Origin of the sequence: Streptomyces pactum (assembly GCF_016031615.1) — a bacterium.
GTDB classification, from domain to species: domain Bacteria; phylum Actinomycetota; class Actinomycetes; order Streptomycetales; family Streptomycetaceae; genus Streptomyces; species Streptomyces pactus.
Genome location: NZ_JACYXC010000001.1, coordinates 2,246,981 through 2,265,165, shown reverse-complemented (window position 1 = coordinate 2,265,165; position 18,185 = coordinate 2,246,981). Strand labels below are relative to the sequence as shown.

Below are 18,185 nucleotides of genomic sequence, written 5' to 3'. Positions count from 1 at the left end.
CATGGCCCGCCACATCTACGCCTGCCATCTGCGCTGGTCGGACATGGACGCCTTCGGCCATGTCAACAACGTGGAGTACGTGCGCTACCTGGAGGAGGCGCGGGTCGATTTCATCTGGCGGCTCGCGCCCGGCGAGGGCAGTGACGCCTTCACCGGCGGGGTCGTGGTGGCCCGGCACGAGATCGACTACCTCAGGCCGCTGGTCCACCGGCACGAGCCGGTGACCATCGAGACCTGGGTGACGAAGATCGGTGCCGCCTCCCTCGACATGGCGTACGAGGTCAAGGACGAGGAGCACCTGTACGCACGGGCCGCCACCACGATCGTCCCCTACGACCTGGAACTGGGCCGCCCGCGCCGCGTCACGCGCGAGGAGGAGGAGTTCCTGCAGAAGTACCTGGAGCCGGCCCGGCCCACGAGGTCCGGCAGGGCCGCGCGGGCGGCCGGAACCGTCCCCGGCGCGGTGGGCGGTCCGGGGCGGCAGCCCGAGGAGGCCGTCGTCGGATGACGGCGCCCGTGCTCTCCTTCGCCGACGCCCGGGAGGCGGCGGACCTCGCCGCCTTCCTGGCCCGGCTGATCCACTACGACCGGGCGGCCGTGGTGCGGCTCCAGGCCGGCAACGGGGTGCTCGCCGTCTTCGGCCGCCCCCCGTCGTTCGAGGTACTGGCCATCCGCACCGCCCTGCTCACCGACGCCGGGACGCTGGACGTCACGGTCTCCGCGGGCCAGCTGGCGGACGCGCTGGACTCCGCCGCTCCGGCGGCCACCGGCCCAGGCCCCGACCTCGGCGCCGGGGACACCGGGCCCGCGGGCCGGGCGTCCGGCCCGGGCGGCTCCGCGTCCGGGGGCGTGCGCCCACCGGGGCCGGTGGTCCCGGTCCCGGCGACCGTCACCGGCCCGCCGTGGGCCGGGGTCCTGCCGCCGCGCGGCGGCTGGCGAGCCGTCGAGGGCCTGCCGGGCCCGGACGAGCTGCGGGCGGCGGTGGCCGCGGCGGTCGCCGAGTTCCGGGCGCGGGACGAGGCGCTCGCCCCGGAGCAGCGCACCCGGGCGCACCGGGAGCGCGTGGGCCGGGAGATCTGGTCCCGTACCGTGGGCGACACCGGGCTGCCGCTGCGTGCCGTGCACGCCGCGCAGTCGCTCGGCTTCCTGCGGACGGTGCGGGTGCCCGCCGCCACGGCCGCCGGCGCCCGCGCCGGGTCGCGTCCGTACGTCCCGGCGGGCGCCGGGTCCGGGCCCGGTGGCCCGATCGCCGCGGTGCCCGGGGCGCCCGCTCCCGGCCAGATCGCGCTGCTGGCCGCACCCGGCTGGCTCCGGCTGCGCACCCCCTACGGGTCGGTCGCGGTACGGACCGGCGGACTCTCCGCCCTGCCGCTCACCCCGGCCTGAGGTCCGGCCGCCGGCCCTCGCCCGTCACGGCGGCCAGCCGGCCGCCGTGACGGCTGTACCCGCCTCGGGCGGGGCGGGCCGGCGGGACGGCCCCGGCCGGGGGCCTGGGACTCTCCGGCCGGGCGGCCTGGACCGAGTTCTCCGGCGCGGGTCCTGGACCGCGGGCCCTGGACCCCGTCCCCCCGGCAGCGGTCCGGGTCTCGGGTGGGTGGGTACGTGACCGGTCCGTCCGGGCCGGCCCGGCGAGCGGGTCCGGGCCCCGCCCCGGCCGGGCCCTGGACCCCGCCCCCGGGCCTTGGGCCACGCCGCCGGCCCGGGTCTTGCCGGCATCCCGGGATCAGGCCCCGGGCCGCACCGCCCAGGCCCGGAGCTTCTCGGGGTTGCGCACCGCCCACAGATGGCGGATGCGGTCGCCGGCGATGCCGAAGGAGTACACCGTCACCACCACGGCACCGCCCCGGCGGCCGACCAGGCCGGGCCGCCCGTTGACGGTGCACTCGATGAGCGTCGTCCCGGACAGCCGGCCGCCGAAACGGACCGTCCGTCGCGCGATGTTCTCGGCGCCGTGGAGCGGGTGGCGCAGGGTGCTCGCCAGACCGCCGCCGTCGCCGATCGCGGTGGCCTCCGGGTCCAGCAGACCGACCAGGGCGTTGATGTCGTTGGCCTCCCAGGCCCGCTTGAGATCCCGGACCAGGGCGGCCTCCCGCGGCGTCGGGGCGGAGAGCGCCTGCGCGGCGCGGACCCGGCGGCGGGCCGAGGAGGCCAGCTGACGGCACGCGGCCGGTGTCCGGTCCACGATCCGGGCCACCTCGGCGAAGGGGTACCGGTAGACGTCGTGGAGGACGAAGGCGACCCGCTGGGCCGGCGACATCGAGTCCAGGACGACCAGGAAGGCCATCCCGACCGACTCGTCCAGGGTGATCCGGTCGGCCGGGTCGGAGGCGGCCCCGTACGCCCCGCCGGTGTGCCACTCGGCGGGATCGGGCAGCGGCTCGGGGAGCCATGCGCCGACATAGCGTTCGCGCCGCGCCCGTGCGGAGCGGAGCTGGTTGAGGCAGACGCGGCCGGCGACGGTGGTCAGCCAGGCAGCGGGCGACTCCACGGCCAGCCGCTTCGGGCCGGACAGGGCGTACCAGCGGGCGTAGGTCTCCTGGACGGCGTCCTCCGCGTCGGCGAGCGAGCCGAGCATCCGGTAGGCGAGATTGATCAGTTGGCGACGCCGGTCCATGACGCCGGTGACCTCGGTGGCCTCGGTGGCCTCGGGCGTGACCTCGGCGGCGTCGGCGGTGTCCGGCGCGGATCGGGTGGGCATGGGGCGGTGGGCTCCCTGTCGTCGGTGTCCGTCCTCACCCGTCGGACGGGACAGCCCGGCGATGTGTGACGTGCGGGTCCCGGCAGCCGCCTCACAATCCGGGGCGCCGCGGTGTCAGAGGAGGTGGAAGCACGCCCCGGGCGCGGGTCACCCGCCCCTGCGGGCGCCACCGAGCGTGAAAGAGCACCTCAGCCATGACCGTCACCGGCGACACCGCCTCCCGGCCGGACCGGATCGAGTCGCGCCTGCCCGACCCCACCGGCCTCTACCCCGAGCTGGCCGCCCTGTCCGGGGCCGTGCGCAACGCTGTCCGCAACGGCCCGGTCCCGCAGAACACCGTCAACCTGATGTTGTTGCGTGCCGCGCAGATCGTCGGCAGCACCTACCACTGCGTCCCGATCATCGACGAACTCCGCAAGGTCGGGGAGGAGGACCGGCGCATCACCGCGGTGGCGACGTGGCAGGGTGCCCCGTACTTCACCGACGCCGAACGGATCGCACTGGAACTCGCGGAGGCGGTGTTCACGCCGAACCCGTTCGGTGAGCGGGTCTCCGACGACCTGTTCGCCAGGGCCTCCCGCCACTACCGGGACGAGGAGATCTGGCACCTGACCGTGGCGCTGGGCCACCTCAGCATGTTCGTTCCGGTGGCGCTCGTCGGAAAGCCCGTCCCCGGCCGGCCGCCGGGGAAGAACTACACCCGCTGACGCCGCCCGCGGTGGGAGGGGCGGCTGCTCGGACGCGCGGTCCGGCGCCCGCCGCCCCTCCCCGCGACCGCATGTGCGGCGCCAGGGGGGCCGGTGAGTTGCCCGACCGGGCGGCCGTTCCCCGGCGGGACGGCTGTTTCCCAGCGGGACGGCGATGGAACCGACCGTTGATGGAACCGACCGTTGCCCGGCGTGCGGGCCGCCGTGCGGTGGCCCGGCCCGAGGCGATGCGGCGGCCGGCTCGGTGCCGGCGTGGTGACGGGCCGGTCGGTGGTCGGTACGGTCCCGCGCCGATGCCTCGCGCCGCCGGGGGCCCGCCCGGTCCGGTCCGGCCCGCGACAGTCGTACGCCCCCGCACCGGTCCCATGTCGTGGGAGGGCGGGGGGCGTTCCCCAGGGCGCGGGGGGCCTGAGTCGACCGGTGGGGGCCGTGGGGCCCTCCCGGGCGCCGGACCGGGAAACGGGACCGGCCGGCCCGGGGACGACCCTGAGCCGGCGGGGGAGAGACCCGGAGCCGGCCCGGGGCTCGGGTGAACTCAGCCCGGGGAGTTGATCATCGAGGCGGCGGCGTAGGTGAGGTAGCGCCACAGCTCTGCCTCGTGTTCCGGCGCCAGTTCCAGCTCGTCCACCGCGTCCCGCATGTGCCGCAGCCAGGCGTCATGGGCGGCGCGGTCCACGGTGAAGGGCGCGTGCCGCATGCGCAGCCGGGGATGACCGCGGTTCTCGCTGTAGGTGCGGGGGCCTCCCCAGTACTGCATCAGGAAGAGGGCCAGCCGCTCCTCGGCGGGGCCCAGGTCCTCCTCGGGGTACATCGGGCGGAGCAGCGCATCCTCCGCGACGCCCTGGTAGAACCGGTGTGCCAGGCGCCGGAACGTGGGTTCGCCGCCCACCTGCTCGTAGAACGTCTGCTCCTGAAGCGTGTCGCGGGGAATCTCCATCACCCCACCATGGTCTCAGATGACCGGATGAGGACCGCAGCCCTAGGACTTGCGCGGACTTCCACGGTCACGAGCACGCCCCGGGTGTTCCCGAGCGCCCCCTGGGTGCCTCGGAACGCCCCGGGAGAAGTCCGCGGGTCCGGGGCCCGCGCTGCGATTGCCGAGGGTGGCCGGACCTCTCGCGGAATGCCCGACCGCCGCGCGGGGTGGGGGAGGTCACACCGGCGCCGCCCCTGACCGTAATGACCTCGGCGGACGGCGGGTTCGGGCGCCGGCAGCCGAGTCCCGGCCGTCGTCCCGCCGTTCTGTCGTCCCGTCGTCCTGTCGGTCCGCAGCGTCGGCCCGTCGCTCCTCCGCCTCGTGGACCTGCGGCCCCGTGGCCCGTGGTGACGCGCTGCGCCTGTCCTGGACGGGCGCGGGGTACGGCGGGCCCCGAAGGTCGGGAGGGCGCCCGGCTGGGGGCAAGCTCGGCACGGGCCCGTCCCGTCCCCCTTCATCCCTGCCGCGTCGTGGGCCACCACGGCGGCGGGCGAGGCGAGGGCGTGGGGGAGGAGGGCGGAAGGGGCGTGGGCGGGGGTGCGTCCGGGCGCGGCCCGATGGCCGGGGGCCGACGCGGGCGCCCGTCCACCACCGCACCTGACGGACTCGCCGACGGACGGGGAGACGACCGTCCGCACATGGTGATCGGTACCCACGCGGCGACCGGCCCTGACCGGCGAACGACCGCGGTGTGGAACGGGTCTCACGAGACGGGCCGGGTCCACGCGGCGGCGGGTCGGTTCCGTACGGCGACCCGCGGTCCTGTGCGGTGACGGGCCGTCCTGTACGGCACCGGGTCCGGCGACCCGGACCGTGGGCCGGCCGCACCGGGGCCCGGCCCCCGGACAAGAGGCCGGACCGGGGGCCGGGGCCGGGGCCGGGCAGAGCCCACCCGGCCCCGGGCTGCGAAGCCACCCGCTCACCCGGGTCGGGGTGCCAAGGCACCCGGCCCCGGCCTCGGCCACCAAGCCGCCCGGCCACCCGCCCACCGGGCCCCCGGGCTACCCGGGGCCCGGCCCGGGGCGTCAGCCGCGGCGGACGGTGATGGTCGTCCAGGCGCCCACGTGGACCCGGTCGCCCTCCTGGAGCGGCACCGGCACATACGGCTGGATCGGCTCCTCGGCGCCGTTGATGGTGGTGCCGTTGGTGGAGTCCTGGTCCACCACCGCCCAGCTGCCGTCCGGCTGCTGGACGAACATCGCGTGCTGGTGCGAGACGCCCGGGTCCTCCGGCGGGCGCGCCAGGTCGATGTCCGGGGCCTCTCCGGTGCTGTGCCGCCGGCGGCCGATGGTGACCTGGTGGCCGGTGAGCGGCAGCTGCTGCTCCGGGGAGTACGCCGGGAGGTTGAGCCCCGCCGCCTCCGGACCGCTGCGGTGCATCATCGCCATGAAGTACTCGCGGTCCGGCGCGATGACCGCCACCCAGCCACCGCCGCCCCCGGCCGGCGGCTGGCCGCCAGGGAACGGCGCGGGCCCGTCCGGCTGCGGGTGGGACGGGGCACCGCCCGGCCGGTTGTCGCCGAACGGCGGCCCGGACGGCGGCGGCGCCGGGAACTGGCCCTGGCCGGGCTGCGGCCCGGGACCGTGCCCGGGGCCCTGCGGACCGGGACCGTGGTGGCCCGGCCCCTGCGGACCCGGTCCGTGCCCCGGCCCCTGCGGACCGGGACCCTGCGGACCGGGACCGTGTCCGGGTCCCTGCGGGCCGGGGCCGTGCGGACCGGGCCCGGGACCGTGTCCAGGACCCTGCGGGCCGTGGCCGGGACCCTGGCCGGGTCCGTGTCCCGGGCCCTGGCCCGGCGCGAAACCCTGGCCGGGCAGCGGGCCGGGGCCCGGGCCCTGGCCGGGGAACGGCCCCTGATCCTGACCGGGGAACGACCCCGGGCCCGGCGGCGGGACCTGCCCCGGAGCCTGACCGGGCAGCTGGCCGCCCGGACCCGGCGGAACCGGGCCCGGCGCCTGGCCGGGCAGCGGCCCCGGCCCGGGCGGCGGCGGGGAGGCGGGACCGCCCTGCGCGCCGCCACCGGGCGGCGGCAGCGGCCAGTCGTCGTCGCCGTCGAAGGACCGCTGCGGCGGCTGCAGCGGCGGCCGGTCGGAGCCCTGCCCCGGCGCATGGCCCGGCAGCGGCGCCCCGCCGGGACCGCCGTTCAGCGGCTCGGCGGGCCGGTTCACCTGCGAGGGGGGCCGAGCCGGGGAACTCACCGCCCGGGCCGCCCTGCGGCGCACCGGGGGTGGCCGGGCACGGGCGGCGCGAAACCGCCGGGCGGGGGCGGCGGGGGAGTACGGCGTGGGGGAGTGGGTGAGGAAGTTGTAACGGCACTCCTCGCAGAACGGCGCCTGCGCCTCCCGGGGCGTGCGGCACTGCGGGCACAGCTCCCCGGGGAAGCCGGCCTCCGGCCCCGGGCCGGGGTAGCCGTAGCCGCCCGGTCCACCGGGGGCGCCCGGCATCCCCGGGCCGCCCGGCATTCCCGGTCCACCCGGCATTCCCGGTCCACCCGGCATCCCGGGCCCGCCGGGGCCCTGGGGTCCGCCCGGCAGGGGCGGCGGAGGGGGCGGTATGGCCCCTGGAGGCATGGGCGTCCCCGACATACGGTGGCCGCACACCTCGCACCAGTCGTCGGCCGCCGACTGGTGGCCGTTCGGGCAGGTCGCCATGTCGGTGATTCCCCCTCTTGTGCCGTATCTCGGCTCTCGCCGCGGTGAACTCGGTTGTTGACGGTTACTTCTTGACGCGCACGGTCTTGGTGGAACGCGTTTCGAGAGTCATCTCGTCCGCCTCCGCGACCTTCGCCTTCAGTCGCACAGTACCTGTCGCGGCGTCCACCACGTCCACCACCTTCGAAAGGAGTTTCGCGGTGTCCGCGTTGCCGGAGGCGTCGGCGAGCTGCACGGCCCGGCCCAGTTTCGCGGTGGCGCCGTCCCGGTCGCCGGCCTTGCGCGCCTGGAGTCCCTGCTGGATCGCCTGGGCCAGTTCCACCTGGCCGGTGTAGTGCGCGACCTGCGGACTGATCGCGGTGGAGGCCGCCAGGTCGTCGGTCCACACGGCGCGTACCAGACCCTGCGCGAGGGTGGTGGGCGTGCCGCCGTCGCGGTCCGGGAGCACCAGCGCGACCCGGGCCGCCAGCATCTCCTGCCCCACCCCGGCGGCCGGCACCCGCACACAGATGTGGTAGTCGCGGGACTCGTCGCCCCAGGAGCCGGTCGGGTAGTCCCCGGCGCGCGGACCGGCCTCGGTGCGCCGGCCGGTGAGGTCCTCCACGGTGGGCGCGACCTGCTTGACGAACCGGACCTGGGCCCCCTGCGGCGTCCACAGCCGCAGCGCGACGTCGGCCACCTCCTTGCCCATCGCGGCCTCCATCAGCCCGGTGAAGTCCGCGGCCAGCCCGGCCGGATCGGCCACGATGTCGGCCGAGCCCAGCAGCGCGGACGCGATGCCGGTGACCTCCGCGACCTCCCAGTCGGTCCCGACGCCACGGGCGTCACAGGTGAAGCGGCCCGCGCACGCGGCCAGCGCCGCCCGCAGGTCCTCCGGGCTCTCGTGCTCGTTGCGGCCGTCGGTGAGCAGGATGCCGTGCCGGATGGCGACGTCGGTCGAGGCCAGCAGCCGGTCCGCCAGCCGCAGCCAGGTGCCGATCGCGGTGCCGCCGGACGGGCTCAGCGCGCGTAGCGCCTCCTTCGCCCGGGCCCGGGTGGACGCGTCGGCGACGGCCGGCCGCCCGGTGCCGGGGAACACCTCGACCGCCCTGTGGGTACCGGCCACCACCGCGAACGCCACCCCGTCGCGGAGGGTGTCGATCGCGGCGGCGGTGGCCTCCCGGGCGTGCCGCATCTTCGTGGGCGGGTAGTCCATCGACCCCGAGCAGTCCACCATGATGACGACGGCCGCGGTGGGGACGGCCAGTCCTCCGGTCGTGCCGCCCCCGGTCGCGGTGACCGTCGCGATGGCGTGCACCTCCCGGCCCCCCTCGGGGAGGAACTCGTTCTGGTAGACGTCCACCGAGAACCGCGGCACGTTCGACTTGGAGAATCTGGCCATCTGATCAGCTCCTTGGCACTCCACATGGACCTGCGCACACCGGTGTGCGTGCGGAGCCTCGCCCCGCGTGCGCCCGCGCCGTCCCGGCACGCGCGCACCGCCCCCTCGGGCCCGTCAGGCCGATCCTGCCCCTTCCGGTGGTACCGGGAACGGCAGCACGGCCACTGTTACGTTGTCGTGGCCCCCGCCGTCCAGCGCGTGTTCCACCAGGACGCGCGCGCTGTGCAGAGGCCGGGAGCGGGCGTCCGGCGGCACCGCGCCGGCCATGTCCTCCGGGGATTCCGCGTAGTTCCACAGCCCGTCGGTGCACACCACGACCACCCCCGGCCGGTCCGGCTCGAACGACGCGGTGTGCGGGTCCAGGTCGTAGGCGTCCGCGCCGAGCCAGCCGGTGATGGCGTGCGCCCGCTCGTCCGCGTACGCCTCCTCCTCGGTCATCAGCCCGGCCGCGACCATCTGCGCCGCCCACGAGTCGTCCTCGGTCAGCCGCGCGGGCGGTGCGGTGCGGTCGTCGGGCACCCAGTAGGCCCGGCTGTCCCCGACCCAGCCCACGGTGAGCACACCGCCGGCGACCACCGCGCCGACGATGGTGCAGGCCGGGGAGTTCTCCTGCCGATAGGGGTCCCGCCCGTCCTCACCCGGCTCCCGGGCCAGCGCGTTGACCGCCTCGGCGGCGGCGAGGATCGCCTCCCGCATGGCCACCCGCGGGTGTTCGCCGCGCGGCAGCGCCCGCGCCAGCGCGTCGCCCGCCGTGCCGGCCGCGGCCGCGGAGGCGTCGTCCGGCCGGGTGGCCGACGACACCCCGTCGCAGACCACGGCGACGACGGCCGGCGATCCGTCGGCCAGCGCCGCGGTGCAGACCGCGAACGCGTCCTCGTTGCGGTGGTGGCGCAGGCCGCGGTCGGTTGCCGCGGCGACGCCCCCCAGTTCGAACTCCATCCGGTCGCGCTCCCTCGGCTGGGCATGGCCGCAGTTCTCGCAGTAGCCGTCCTTGTCCACGGTGCCCGCCTGACACGCGGCGCACCGGCTGAAACCCGTGGTGACGCCGGAACAGCACACCGGCGCGGCGGCGGGCGTGGCCGGGGCCGCGGGTGTGACCGCCGGAGCCGCCGGTGCTGCCGTGGGCGCGGGCGGTGCCGCGGGTGCCGGCTGTGTCACCGGAGTCGCAGGGGCCGCGGGGGCCGCCGCCGGGGCGGGCGCCCCGCCCGGCGGTGCCGTGGGCGCGGGCGGGCCCGGTGGCACGGCGGGGACGGTCGGTACGGCGGGTACGGCAGGGACTGCCGGTGGGACCCGCACCGGTTCCACGGGCGCGCCGAACTGCCCGGCCGGCGGCAGCTGGTACGGCTCCGGCTGCCCGGCCGCGCCTCGGGGGCCGCCCGGCACCGGCCCGCCCGGGGCGGGCGCCGGCAGCGGGTAGTCCTCCGGGCCACCGGCCGGGGCGCGCCCGGGGGCCGCGGCGGGCGGCACGGGGCCGGGGCCCGGGGGAGTGGGGGCGCGGGGGGTGGGCACGGCGCGTGCGCCGGGGGGTGCGGCGTGCGGCACAGGCGCGGCGTGCGGCGCGGGGGGCGGGATGCGGCACAGGCGCGGGGGGTGGGGGTGCGGTGCGGCTGCGGTGTGTGGCGCGGGGGCGCCGCCGGGCGCGTGCGGTACGCCCTCCGCGCCGGCGCTCACGCCGGAGCCGGTGGCCGGTGCCGCGCCCGGCGCGGCACCGGTCGCTCGGGCGGGGCCGGTCGGCAGGTGCGCGGGCGGTACGGCGGCGGGCGCGGAGGCGACGGGGGCTGGGGTGACCGGGGGCCGGGACCGGCGCCCCGGGGTGGGCCGCCCCGGCGGATCCGGCCGCCACCGGTCCGGTGCCCGGGTACGGCGGTGCCGGCGCGGCGGGGGCCGGCGGCGCGGCGGGGGCCCGGCAGAGGCCCGGGCCCGGGCGCGGGGTGGCCGCCCGGTGACGCCCCGGCCGGTCCGGCCGGACGCCCGGGCGCCGCCACCGGCCCCAGGTGCAGGGTGTTGCCACCCCCGGCCGGCCCGGCGCCCCGGTTCCCGTCCGCCGGGCCCGGGTACGGCCCCGGAACCACCGGTTCCAGCCGCCCGGCGTCCACGGGCACCGGCCCGCCGGCGGCAGACGGCCGCGCACCGGCGGGTGCCGGCGTACCGGCGGGCGCCGGGGCACCGTCGGTGGGCACCGGGCCGCCGCCGGTGGGAGGAGGCGGCGGGGCGGCCGAGAGGCTCACGCCGCAGCGACCACAGAAGTTGTCACCCGACTCCAGCGGTTCGTTGCAGTTCGGGCAGGCGGCCAGCCGGGGCAGCTGCGGCATCTGCGACATCGATCACACCCACGTCCTGGGGCGGAAACGGTTGGCCCGCTCCACCAGTTCGATCCTCTCCTCGCCACGCTGCGCGAGCCTGGCGAGAGTCCGGTACGAGCGTTCCAGCCCGAGGCGCAGCCCACGCTCGTCCAGGCTGCAGCCCAGCAGTACCGGCCCCGGCGGTGCACCGTCGGGGTGCGGTCCGCCGGCGGCCGGGTTCCGCGGGGCGCCGTCACCGCCGGACAGTACCCAGTCCAGCGCGCTGCCCAGTACCTCGGTGCTCAGCCGCTCGCGGCGCGGGGCGTCGAGCCCGAACTCCCGCAGCCGCTCCACCTGGCCGGCCGCGGCGAGCAGATCGTCCAGCGCCGGGATCGCACGACCGGCCGGGACGCCCCCGCCCGCCCCCGCACCGGCCTCCGTGCCCGCGCCGACTCCGGTACCCGCGCCCGGGACCGCGCCGTCTCCCGTATCCGCGCCCAGGGCGGGGCCGCCGCGGCGCAGCCGGGCGCGGACCGCGGCGACCCGGGCCGCGGTGTAGTGGATCGAGGACTCCGGCACGGACTCCAGGGCGCGCACCGCCGCCGTCCGGTCCCCGGTGCGCAGCCGCACCCGGGCCAGGCCGAACGCGGCGCTGACGTAGCTGGGGTCGGTCGTCCACACCAGCCGGTAGTACTCCTCGGCGTTGTCCAGCTGACCCAGTATCTCGGCGCACACCCCGAGCGCCAGCTTCGGCGCGGTCTCGCCGGGGAAGGCGTCGTACACCGCGTCGAAGGAGACCGCCGCGGTCGCGTGGTCACCGGTGGCCAGGGCGTGCAGGCCGCGGTGCCACACGGTCCGCCAGTCCTCCGCGTGCCCGGCGCGCAGTGACGCGAGGGTGGCGGTGGCACCGGGTCCGTCGCCCGACTCCAACTGGGCCCGCAGCAGCAGGAACCGTAGTTCGGGGGAGTCCACCGGCGCGGTCCGCAGCACCGCGTCCAGCTCCGCCGGGGCGGAGGCGGCCAGACCGGCGAGGAAGCCCGCGTTGGGGTCACCGGGGTCGATCCGGGGCACCGGCAGCGCGAGGGCTGCCGCCCGGGCGTCCAGCGGCCGTACCGGGTCCGGTGCCGCCGCACCGACGGACGGCCCGCCCGCGGCCGGGGTGGTGGACGGGGCGGCTGCGGCCGGGGCGGTGGCGCGCCTCGCGCGGCGGCGCCGGGCCCGGCCGCCCAGCGCCGAGGGGTCGGCGTCCCACTCGGCGAAGAGTTCGGTGTCCACCACCCGCAACTCCGGCCCGAACAGGGTGGACAGCGCCGGACGGGGCCGGCCGGACTGGAGCGCGACGACCTCCCGCAGCACCCCGGTCAGCTGGTCGGCCATCTCCTCCGCGGAGGCGAACCGGCGGTCCGGGTCCGGGTCGGTGGCCCGGACCAGCAGCCGGTAGAAGGACTCGTACGTCCGGAAGACCTCGATGTTCTCCGGGTCCGGGAGGCTGTCCGCGAAGACGTTCGTGTAGCCCTGGAAGTCGAAGGTGAGGACGGCCAGCGTCCGGGCCACTGTGTACAGGTCGGAGGCGACCGACGGGCCCGCCTCGGCCACCTCCGGGGCCTGGTAGCCCACCGTGCCGTAGATCGGGCTGTCCTCGTCGTCCATCCGCCGGACCGCGCCCATGTCGATCAGCTTCAGCTGGTCCTGCTGCTGGATGGCGTTGTCCACCTTGAAGTCGCAGTAGAGCAGGTTGCGGCTGTGCAGGTGCGCCAGGGCCTCCAGCGCCTCGATCCCGTACGCGCACGCCTGCTCGACCGGCAGCGGGTCGCGCCGGCCGTCCGGGGTCCGCCGCTCGTTGGCGATCTCCTTGAGCGACTTGCCGCCGACGTACTCCATGACGATGTAGCCGTCGAGGCTCCCGGTCCGCTGGTCCAGGTGCTCCACGAAGTTGTAGATGCGCACGATGTTGGAGTGCTCGATCTCCGCCAGGAAGCGCCGCTCGGAGACGGCCGCGGCGAGCGCGTCCTCGTCGCCGGTGTCCAGCAGCCCCTTGAGCACCACCCACCGGTCGGCGACCGCGCGGTCTATGGCCAGGTAGACCCAGCCCAGCCCGCCGTGCGCCAGGCAGCCCGCCACCTCGTACTGGCCGCGCACCACATCGCCCGGATGCAGCTTCGGGACGAACGAGTACGGGTGGCCGCACTTGGTGCAGAACCCCTCGGTCCGCCCCGGGCGGCCGCCGCGCGCCCGGCCCACCGGCGCGCCGCACTCCCCGCGGCTGCAGAACCGCTTGCGCTCCGGCACCTCGGGGTCGGCCAGCACCGCGGTGCGCGGGTCGGGGCGCGGCACCGCCGGGACCGAGACCAGCCCCGCGCCCAGCCGGCTGCGCCCGGAGGTGGAGGTGCCGGAGGACGAACTGCGCACCGACACCGACGGGGAGGTCACCCGGCCGGACAGCGACCGCGGCAGCCGCCCGGACACCGAGCGCCGCGAGGAGCGGGAACTCCCCGACCGGGCCGACCCCGGGCCCGAACCCCGCGAACCGTGCCCGGAGGACCGGGACGACGACCCGCCGCGCCCGGAGCCACCCGGCGCCGCGCCGCCCGGGGCGGCGGTGATCCCGGTCGGCGGGGAGTGCAGCGGCGCGGCACCCGCGGCCCGGCCGCGCGCGGAACCCGCCGGGCCCACCGCCGGCACCACCGGCGCCAGCCCGCACACGTCGCAGTACAGTTCGCCGCCGCCCATGTCCTCGTAGCGCCCGGCGCAACCGGGCCGCTGGCAGGACCGATCCGGTGTGCTCACCCCGTCCCCCCGTCCGCGCCGTGCCGGCGGCCGGTGCCGGCCGCCGGGGCCGCGCCGCGGGCCCGCTCACCGGGGTTGCGCGCGCCGCCGGTCACCGGGCACCGCTCCGGTCCTGCGGGCCGGCCGCCTCCTGGGCCAGGGCCTCCGCCGCCGCCCGCTGGTAGCGCAGCACGGCGTGCTCCGCGGCCCGCAGGTCGCAGGGCGCGGTCCACAGCATCCGGCGCGCCGCGTCATACCGTTCGACCAGCAGCGGGTCCTCCGCCAGGCCGTGCCGGACCATCTTCGCCCGGTAGGCGTCGAGCCGGCCGCGCAGCTCGGCGCGGACGGCCAGCGGCGCGGTCACCGCGGTGAGCGACTCCCGGGCCCGCAGCAGTTCCTCGTCCGCGCGCCGCTCCAGGCTCTCCAGCAGGGGGGAGAGCCGGTGCCACTGGGCGCGCCTGCGGTACTCGGCGGCGGTGACCAGCTGTTCGTGGAGCGCGGTCGGCGGGCCGCTGACCGCCGGCACCTCGGACGCGGCGATCTTCGACAGCACCTCGGCCCGCGCCTGGCGGGCCTCGGTGAGGGTGCGGTCGGCCCGGGACAGCACGTCCCGCAGCCGCATCAGCCGCTGCTCGGCGTCCTGGCGCACCTGGAGCACCGCCTCGATCTCGCGCCGCACGTCCTCCAGGGCGCGGGCGGCGTCGTCGTAGCGGGTGGTGTCCGGCCGCCCGCCGCCGGGCGCGGAACTGCCGGACGCCGGCGCCCAGAACGCCAGCGGGTCGGAGACCACGTCGGAGCGGAGCGTGGTGAGTTCCTCGGTGATCCGCTCCAGGTCGTCCCCCGCCGGATGCTCACCGGGCCGTACCCCCACCGAGTGGGCCAGCGAGCGGGTGCGGCGCAGTTCGGCGGCGAGCATGTCGATCCGGGCCGGCAGCGCGGACCAGACCGCGTCGGCGGTGACGATGACGTCCAGTGCCTCCGCGTACCAGCGGTTCATCCGGGTGACCAGCTCGTCCAGGCTCAGCTCCTCGCTGAGCAGCGGGGCGCCGGCGATGCTGCCGCTGCTGGGCAGGGTGACCGCGCGGCCGCCCAGCAGCTCGCTCAGCTCGGCCAGGTCGGACGGGGAGGGCCAGCGGCGCCGGGCCCGCACCTCCCGGGCGGTCCCCAGCGCCTCGGTGTAGGCGTCGAAGTAGGTCCACAGCAGCGATATGGCCTGTTCGGTGGTGGCCCAGCGGTCCTTGGTGACCCCGGTCAGCGAGGCACCCTCCAGGAGCCGCCGACCGGCGTGGTCCTGGAGGGCGAGCAGCGAGGACTCGATGGCCTCGTGCTCGGCGCCCAGACGCGCCAGCGCACGGTCCACCTCCTCCCGGCCCATGGCCGGTGCCTGGGGTTTCCCCGCGGGGCTGGGGAAGGGTCCCGAGACCCCCATCGGTCACCTCTTTCGAGTGCGTGCACGCCTGTCCGTGCCCTGGGTGGGGACCGGCCGTGCGGCGTCCGGCGCCGCCCGGCCCGCCCGGTCCCCCGTCGGCGAAGCCGTGCCGACGAACGGTTCCGCGGTCAGTCCCGGTACACCGGCCGGGGCGGGACCGGGTCGCGCAGTCCGAGGTCGGCGGCCAGCCAGCGGTCGTACGCCTTCCGCCAGGGACTGCTCCGGCCACCGGCGCGGTACTCCTCCAGCACCTGGTTGACCCGGCGTATCAAATCCTCGTCCTCCCGGTGCATCGCCACGCCGTACAGCTCGGTGGTGAACGGCGTGCCCTTCAGTTCGACGGTGGGGTCCTGCGCCGCCTGCCCGGCGGCGAGCGCGTTGTCGGTGACCACCGCGTCCACCTCGCCGAGCTGGAGCCGTACCAGGCAGTCCAGTTGGTTGGGCACCGGGACGACCCGCGCGCCGTGGCTCTCCTTCGCCAGTTCGGCCGCGGCGGTCGAACCCTCCGCCGCGCACACCCGCCGGCCGCGCAGCGAATCGTCGTAGCCGGTGATCTCCGGTTCGCCGGGCGCCAGGGCCTCCTTCTTGACGGCCAGCACCTGCTGGCCGGCCTCGAAGTAGGCGGTGGAGAAGCCCACCTGGGCGGCGCGCTCGCAGTTGATGGTCATGGTGCGCACCACCACGTCGACGTCCCGGTCCCGCAGCGCCCGTACCCGCCGGTTGGTGGGGATGGCCTTGTAGACCACTTTGTCCTCGTCGCCGAGGATCTCCTTGGCGATCGCCTTGACCAGCGCGATGTCGAAGCCGGTCAGTTCACCGGTGGCCGGGTCGCGGTAGCCCCACCGGAAGCTGCTCTGATCGACCCCGGCCCGGACCACCCCGGCCGCACGGATCTTCTCGATCGCCGGGCCGTCGGCCGGGGACGGCCGCAGGCTCGCCTCCGGCCGCTCGCAGGTGTCCGCGGAGGAGTCCACGTCGTCGCGGGCGGGGGCGGCGCGCGGCCCGGGGCGGTCGGTGCCGGTGCCGCCGTCCCCGACGGCCGCGGGCACCAGGACCGCGGCGGTGACGGCGAGCGCCGTGGTGGCCGCGAACAGGCCCGGCCGTACGGGTCCGGCGGCCCCGCGCCGGCGCTCCGCCACGCGCGCCGCCCGGCCCGGGTGTCCCGTCCGACCGGTGGGGTCGGTCCGTTCCGTCCGTTCCGTCCGTTCCGTCCGTTCCGCCGTACGTGCCGCCGGTCCCGCCGCCGGCGCAGCCCGGTCCGGCCGTTGCGCCGTGGCCGCCGCCCCGGTCGTCCGTTCCGTCGGCGTGCCGGCCGGTTCCGCGGCCGCCGTACGGCCGTCCGTGCGCGCCGGGTCCGTCGTGCGTGCCGGGTCCGCCGGGTCCGCCCTGGTCGTCGTGTCCGCAGGGTTCTCCGTACGGGCCGTGTGCGCCGTGCGCTCCGGGTCCGCCGGGTCCGTCGTGCGCCGGAGCGCGCGCCGGACGGACCGCAGGGCCCGTCCCGGCCGGGACGGCTCCGCCGCCGGTTCCCGCCGTGCGGGGCGTGGCCGCGTCGGTCGCATCCTCATGCCCTCCTCACCGGTACTCCGACAGCCGGCGGCCGATGCCCAGCACGGCGCCGAGCGCGCCCAGCACCGCCAGCACCCCGGCGCCGACGACGAGCCCGGTGAACGCGTCCCGGGCGCCGCGCGCCGCCTCCTCGAACTCCCGCTGCTCGTGGCCGCGTGCCTCGTCCAGCGCCCGGTCCGCCCGCGCGAACGACTCGTCGGTGCTGCCGGTCCGGCCGATCACCCCGTTCAGCGCCGCGTCGTAGTCGCCCCGGTCGCTGAGCGACAGGGCGGCGGTGTGCCGGCTCTGCCACTGCCGTACCGCGCCGACCGCGCGGGCCACCGGGGCGCGGCCCGCCTCGTCGTCGGCGAGCGTCCCGGCCCGCGCCAGCAGGCTCCCCGGCTCCGCCGCGCCGCCGCGGGTGCCGCCGGTGAGCCGCGCCATCTGCCGTTCGTAGCGCACCTCGTAGGCGTCCTTGCCGCGGTGCGGGCCGTCGGCGACCTCCACCGCACCGCGCGCCACCAGCGTCAGGTTCTCCGCCGCGCGCGCCTGCAGGGCGCTGATCTGCGCCTCGTTGAGCACCCGCAGCGACTGGGCGCCGTGCCGGTCGGAGTCGGTGAGCTGGGCCCGGGCCACGCCGTGCCCGGCCAGCAGCCACAGCAGCAGCGCCGCGCACGCACCCGTCGCGCCCAGCGTCCCGACGTTGAACACCCGGTTGGTACGGACGTAGTCGCGGCGCTGCGCCCAGCCCAGCGCGCCCAGCGCGAGCACCCCGGTGGCCACCGCCGCCCAGGGCCACGCCCGGGCGTCCCGGTAGTCGGCGTCCAGCCGGGCCGACTCCGTCCGGTACAGCTCGTCGGCGGCGGCGAGCAGTTCGTCGGTCATCACGTCGTTGGCGTACCGCAGGTAGGCGCCGCCCAGCGGCAGGCCCTGCCGGTTGTTGGCCCGGGCGCTCTCGATCAGCCCGGTGTACACCGGCAGCCACTGGTTGAGCCGGGCGAGCGGGGCACGGGCCCGGGCCGAACCGCCGGTGGTCGCCGACGCCTTCGCCAGGCTGAGCGAGGCGTCGGCGATGGCGCGCCGGTACTGTTCGCGGGTCTGCCGGGGCTCCTTCCCGCCGGCCAGGAACCCCTTGGCGGCGGTGGTGTTGGCGTCGGCGAGGTGGCGGTAGATGTTCGCGGCCTCCGCGCTCAGCGGCTGGCTCCGCCCGTACACCGCGTCGGCGGACGCCTCCCGCTCGGAGACCTGCCAGGCCGTCGCGGCGCCGAACAGCAGCAGCGCGCCGGCCAGCACCGCGCCGATGATCCGCAGCCGGCCGGGCTCGGTCACGGCGGCCGCCCGCAGCCGGTCCAGCCCTTCCCGCCAGGCGGTCTGCCGGGGGGCGGCGGGATCGCCGGGGCCGGCCGGCCCCGGGCCGCCCGCGGGGGGCGTTCCCGGCGGGGGCCCGGTGGTCGCCGGCGGCGCGGCCGGGCCCGGAACGCGCGCTGAACCGGTCGCGGCCGGGACGTCCGGTGTGCCGGCGGGGGCGGGAACGCCCGGTGTCCCGGCGGGATCGGGGGTGCCCGGTGTCCCGGCGGGTGCGGCGCCGGCCGGAGCCGCACCCGGCCCGCCGGAGGGTCCTGCCGTCGCTCCGGCCGGTCCGGTCGCGCCCGGGTGCCCGCGCCCGTACGGCGCGGGTCCGCCCGCGGTCGGCGGCTGTGACACCAGACCCTCCCCCTCGGTCACCGGCTCCGGCCCGTCACCCGGTGCG

The 18,185-nt window shown here is 77.5% G+C and carries 12 protein-coding genes; 3 read left to right on the top strand and 9 right to left on the bottom strand.

What is annotated here, in order from left to right; all coding sequences use genetic code 11:
* Position 1: 1 nt before the first annotated feature.
* On the top strand, positions 2-508 hold the full coding sequence (locus tag IHE55_RS08845) for an acyl-CoA thioesterase (RefSeq protein WP_197988519.1): 507 nt from the start codon (positions 2-4) through the stop codon (positions 506-508).
* Entirely contained in the window at positions 505-1,386 is an 882-nt protein-coding gene (locus tag IHE55_RS08840; protein WP_197988518.1) for a DUF8010 domain-containing protein, read from the top strand. The genes IHE55_RS08845 and IHE55_RS08840 overlap by 4 nt, the downstream gene beginning before the upstream one ends.
* Before the next feature lie 337 nt (positions 1,387-1,723).
* Here IHE55_RS08840 and sigJ read toward each other — a convergent pair whose 3' ends face one another.
* The gene (gene sigJ, locus IHE55_RS08835; protein ID WP_197988517.1) at positions 1,724-2,698 is read right to left on the bottom strand and encodes an RNA polymerase sigma factor SigJ; all 975 of its coding nucleotides are present in this window, start codon (positions 2,696-2,698) and stop codon (positions 1,724-1,726) included.
* A 194-nt stretch (positions 2,699-2,892) separates the two neighbouring features.
* On the opposite strand from sigJ, the gene IHE55_RS08830 reads away from it, so the two are divergent.
* Complete coding sequence (locus tag IHE55_RS08830; RefSeq protein WP_197988516.1) at positions 2,893-3,405, top strand: carboxymuconolactone decarboxylase family protein; 513 nt, start codon at positions 2,893-2,895, stop codon at positions 3,403-3,405.
* A 535-nt stretch (positions 3,406-3,940) separates the two neighbouring features.
* Here the strand turns inward: IHE55_RS08830 and IHE55_RS08825 are convergent.
* From IHE55_RS08825 to IHE55_RS08790, 8 genes are all read right to left on the bottom strand, one after another.
* A complete protein-coding gene (locus IHE55_RS08825; RefSeq protein WP_307826579.1) occupies positions 3,941-4,345 on the bottom strand; it encodes a globin in 405 nt (134 codons plus the stop codon).
* 1,061 nt (positions 4,346-5,406) lie between these two features.
* Positions 5,407-7,032, bottom strand: coding sequence for an FHA domain-containing protein (locus IHE55_RS33395; protein WP_197988514.1), 1,626 nt, complete (start codon positions 7,030-7,032; stop codon positions 5,407-5,409).
* A 64-nt stretch (positions 7,033-7,096) separates the two neighbouring features.
* Entirely contained in the window at positions 7,097-8,413 is a 1,317-nt protein-coding gene (locus IHE55_RS08815; RefSeq protein ID WP_197988513.1) for a vWA domain-containing protein, read from the bottom strand.
* 114 nt (positions 8,414-8,527) lie between these two features.
* Positions 8,528-9,922 carry a PP2C family protein-serine/threonine phosphatase gene (locus IHE55_RS08810; protein WP_307826578.1) on the bottom strand — a complete coding sequence of 465 codons (1,395 nt, stop codon included), beginning with the start codon at positions 9,920-9,922 and terminating at the stop codon, positions 8,528-8,530.
* Between the two features lie 815 nt (positions 9,923-10,737).
* On the bottom strand, positions 10,738-13,425 hold the full coding sequence (locus IHE55_RS08805; RefSeq protein WP_197991880.1) for a serine/threonine-protein kinase: 2,688 nt from the start codon (positions 13,423-13,425) through the stop codon (positions 10,738-10,740).
* 148 nt (positions 13,426-13,573) lie between these two features.
* Positions 13,574-14,890 carry a coiled-coil domain-containing protein gene (locus IHE55_RS08800; protein ID WP_197988512.1) on the bottom strand — a complete coding sequence of 439 codons (1,317 nt, stop codon included), beginning with the start codon at positions 14,888-14,890 and terminating at the stop codon, positions 13,574-13,576.
* Between the two features lie 128 nt (positions 14,891-15,018).
* Positions 15,019-16,029, bottom strand: a complete 1,011-nt coding sequence (locus IHE55_RS08795) for a glutamate ABC transporter substrate-binding protein (RefSeq protein ID WP_197988511.1) — start codon at positions 16,027-16,029, stop codon at positions 15,019-15,021.
* Between the two features lie 433 nt (positions 16,030-16,462).
* Positions 16,463-17,764 carry a GlnX family signal transduction membrane protein gene (locus IHE55_RS08790; protein ID WP_307826577.1) on the bottom strand — a complete coding sequence of 434 codons (1,302 nt, stop codon included), beginning with the start codon at positions 17,762-17,764 and terminating at the stop codon, positions 16,463-16,465.
* Positions 17,765-18,185 lie beyond the last annotated feature (421 nt).

Excerpts from the sequence above, each read along its gene's own strand:
- IHE55_RS08845 (WP_197988519.1), top strand. The coding sequence starts at position 2 with ATGGCCCGCCACATCTACGCCTGCCATCTGCGCTGGTCGGACATGGAC.
- IHE55_RS08840 (WP_197988518.1), top strand. The coding sequence starts at position 505 with ATGACGGCGCCCGTGCTCTCCTTCGCCGACGCCCGGGAGGCGGCGGAC.
- sigJ (WP_197988517.1), bottom strand. The coding sequence starts at position 2,698 with ATGCCCACCCGATCCGCGCCGGACACCGCCGACGCCGCCGAGGTCACG.
- IHE55_RS08830 (WP_197988516.1), top strand. The coding sequence starts at position 2,893 with ATGACCGTCACCGGCGACACCGCCTCCCGGCCGGACCGGATCGAGTCG.
- IHE55_RS33395 (WP_197988514.1), bottom strand. The coding sequence starts at position 7,032 with ATGGCGACCTGCCCGAACGGCCACCAGTCGGCGGCCGACGACTGGTGC.
- IHE55_RS08815 (WP_197988513.1), bottom strand. The coding sequence starts at position 8,413 with ATGGCCAGATTCTCCAAGTCGAACGTGCCGCGGTTCTCGGTGGACGTC.
- IHE55_RS08805 (WP_197991880.1), bottom strand. The coding sequence starts at position 13,425 with ATGGGCGGCGGCGAACTGTACTGCGACGTGTGCGGGCTGGCGCCGGTG.
- IHE55_RS08800 (WP_197988512.1), bottom strand. The coding sequence starts at position 14,890 with ATGGGGGTCTCGGGACCCTTCCCCAGCCCCGCGGGGAAACCCCAGGCA.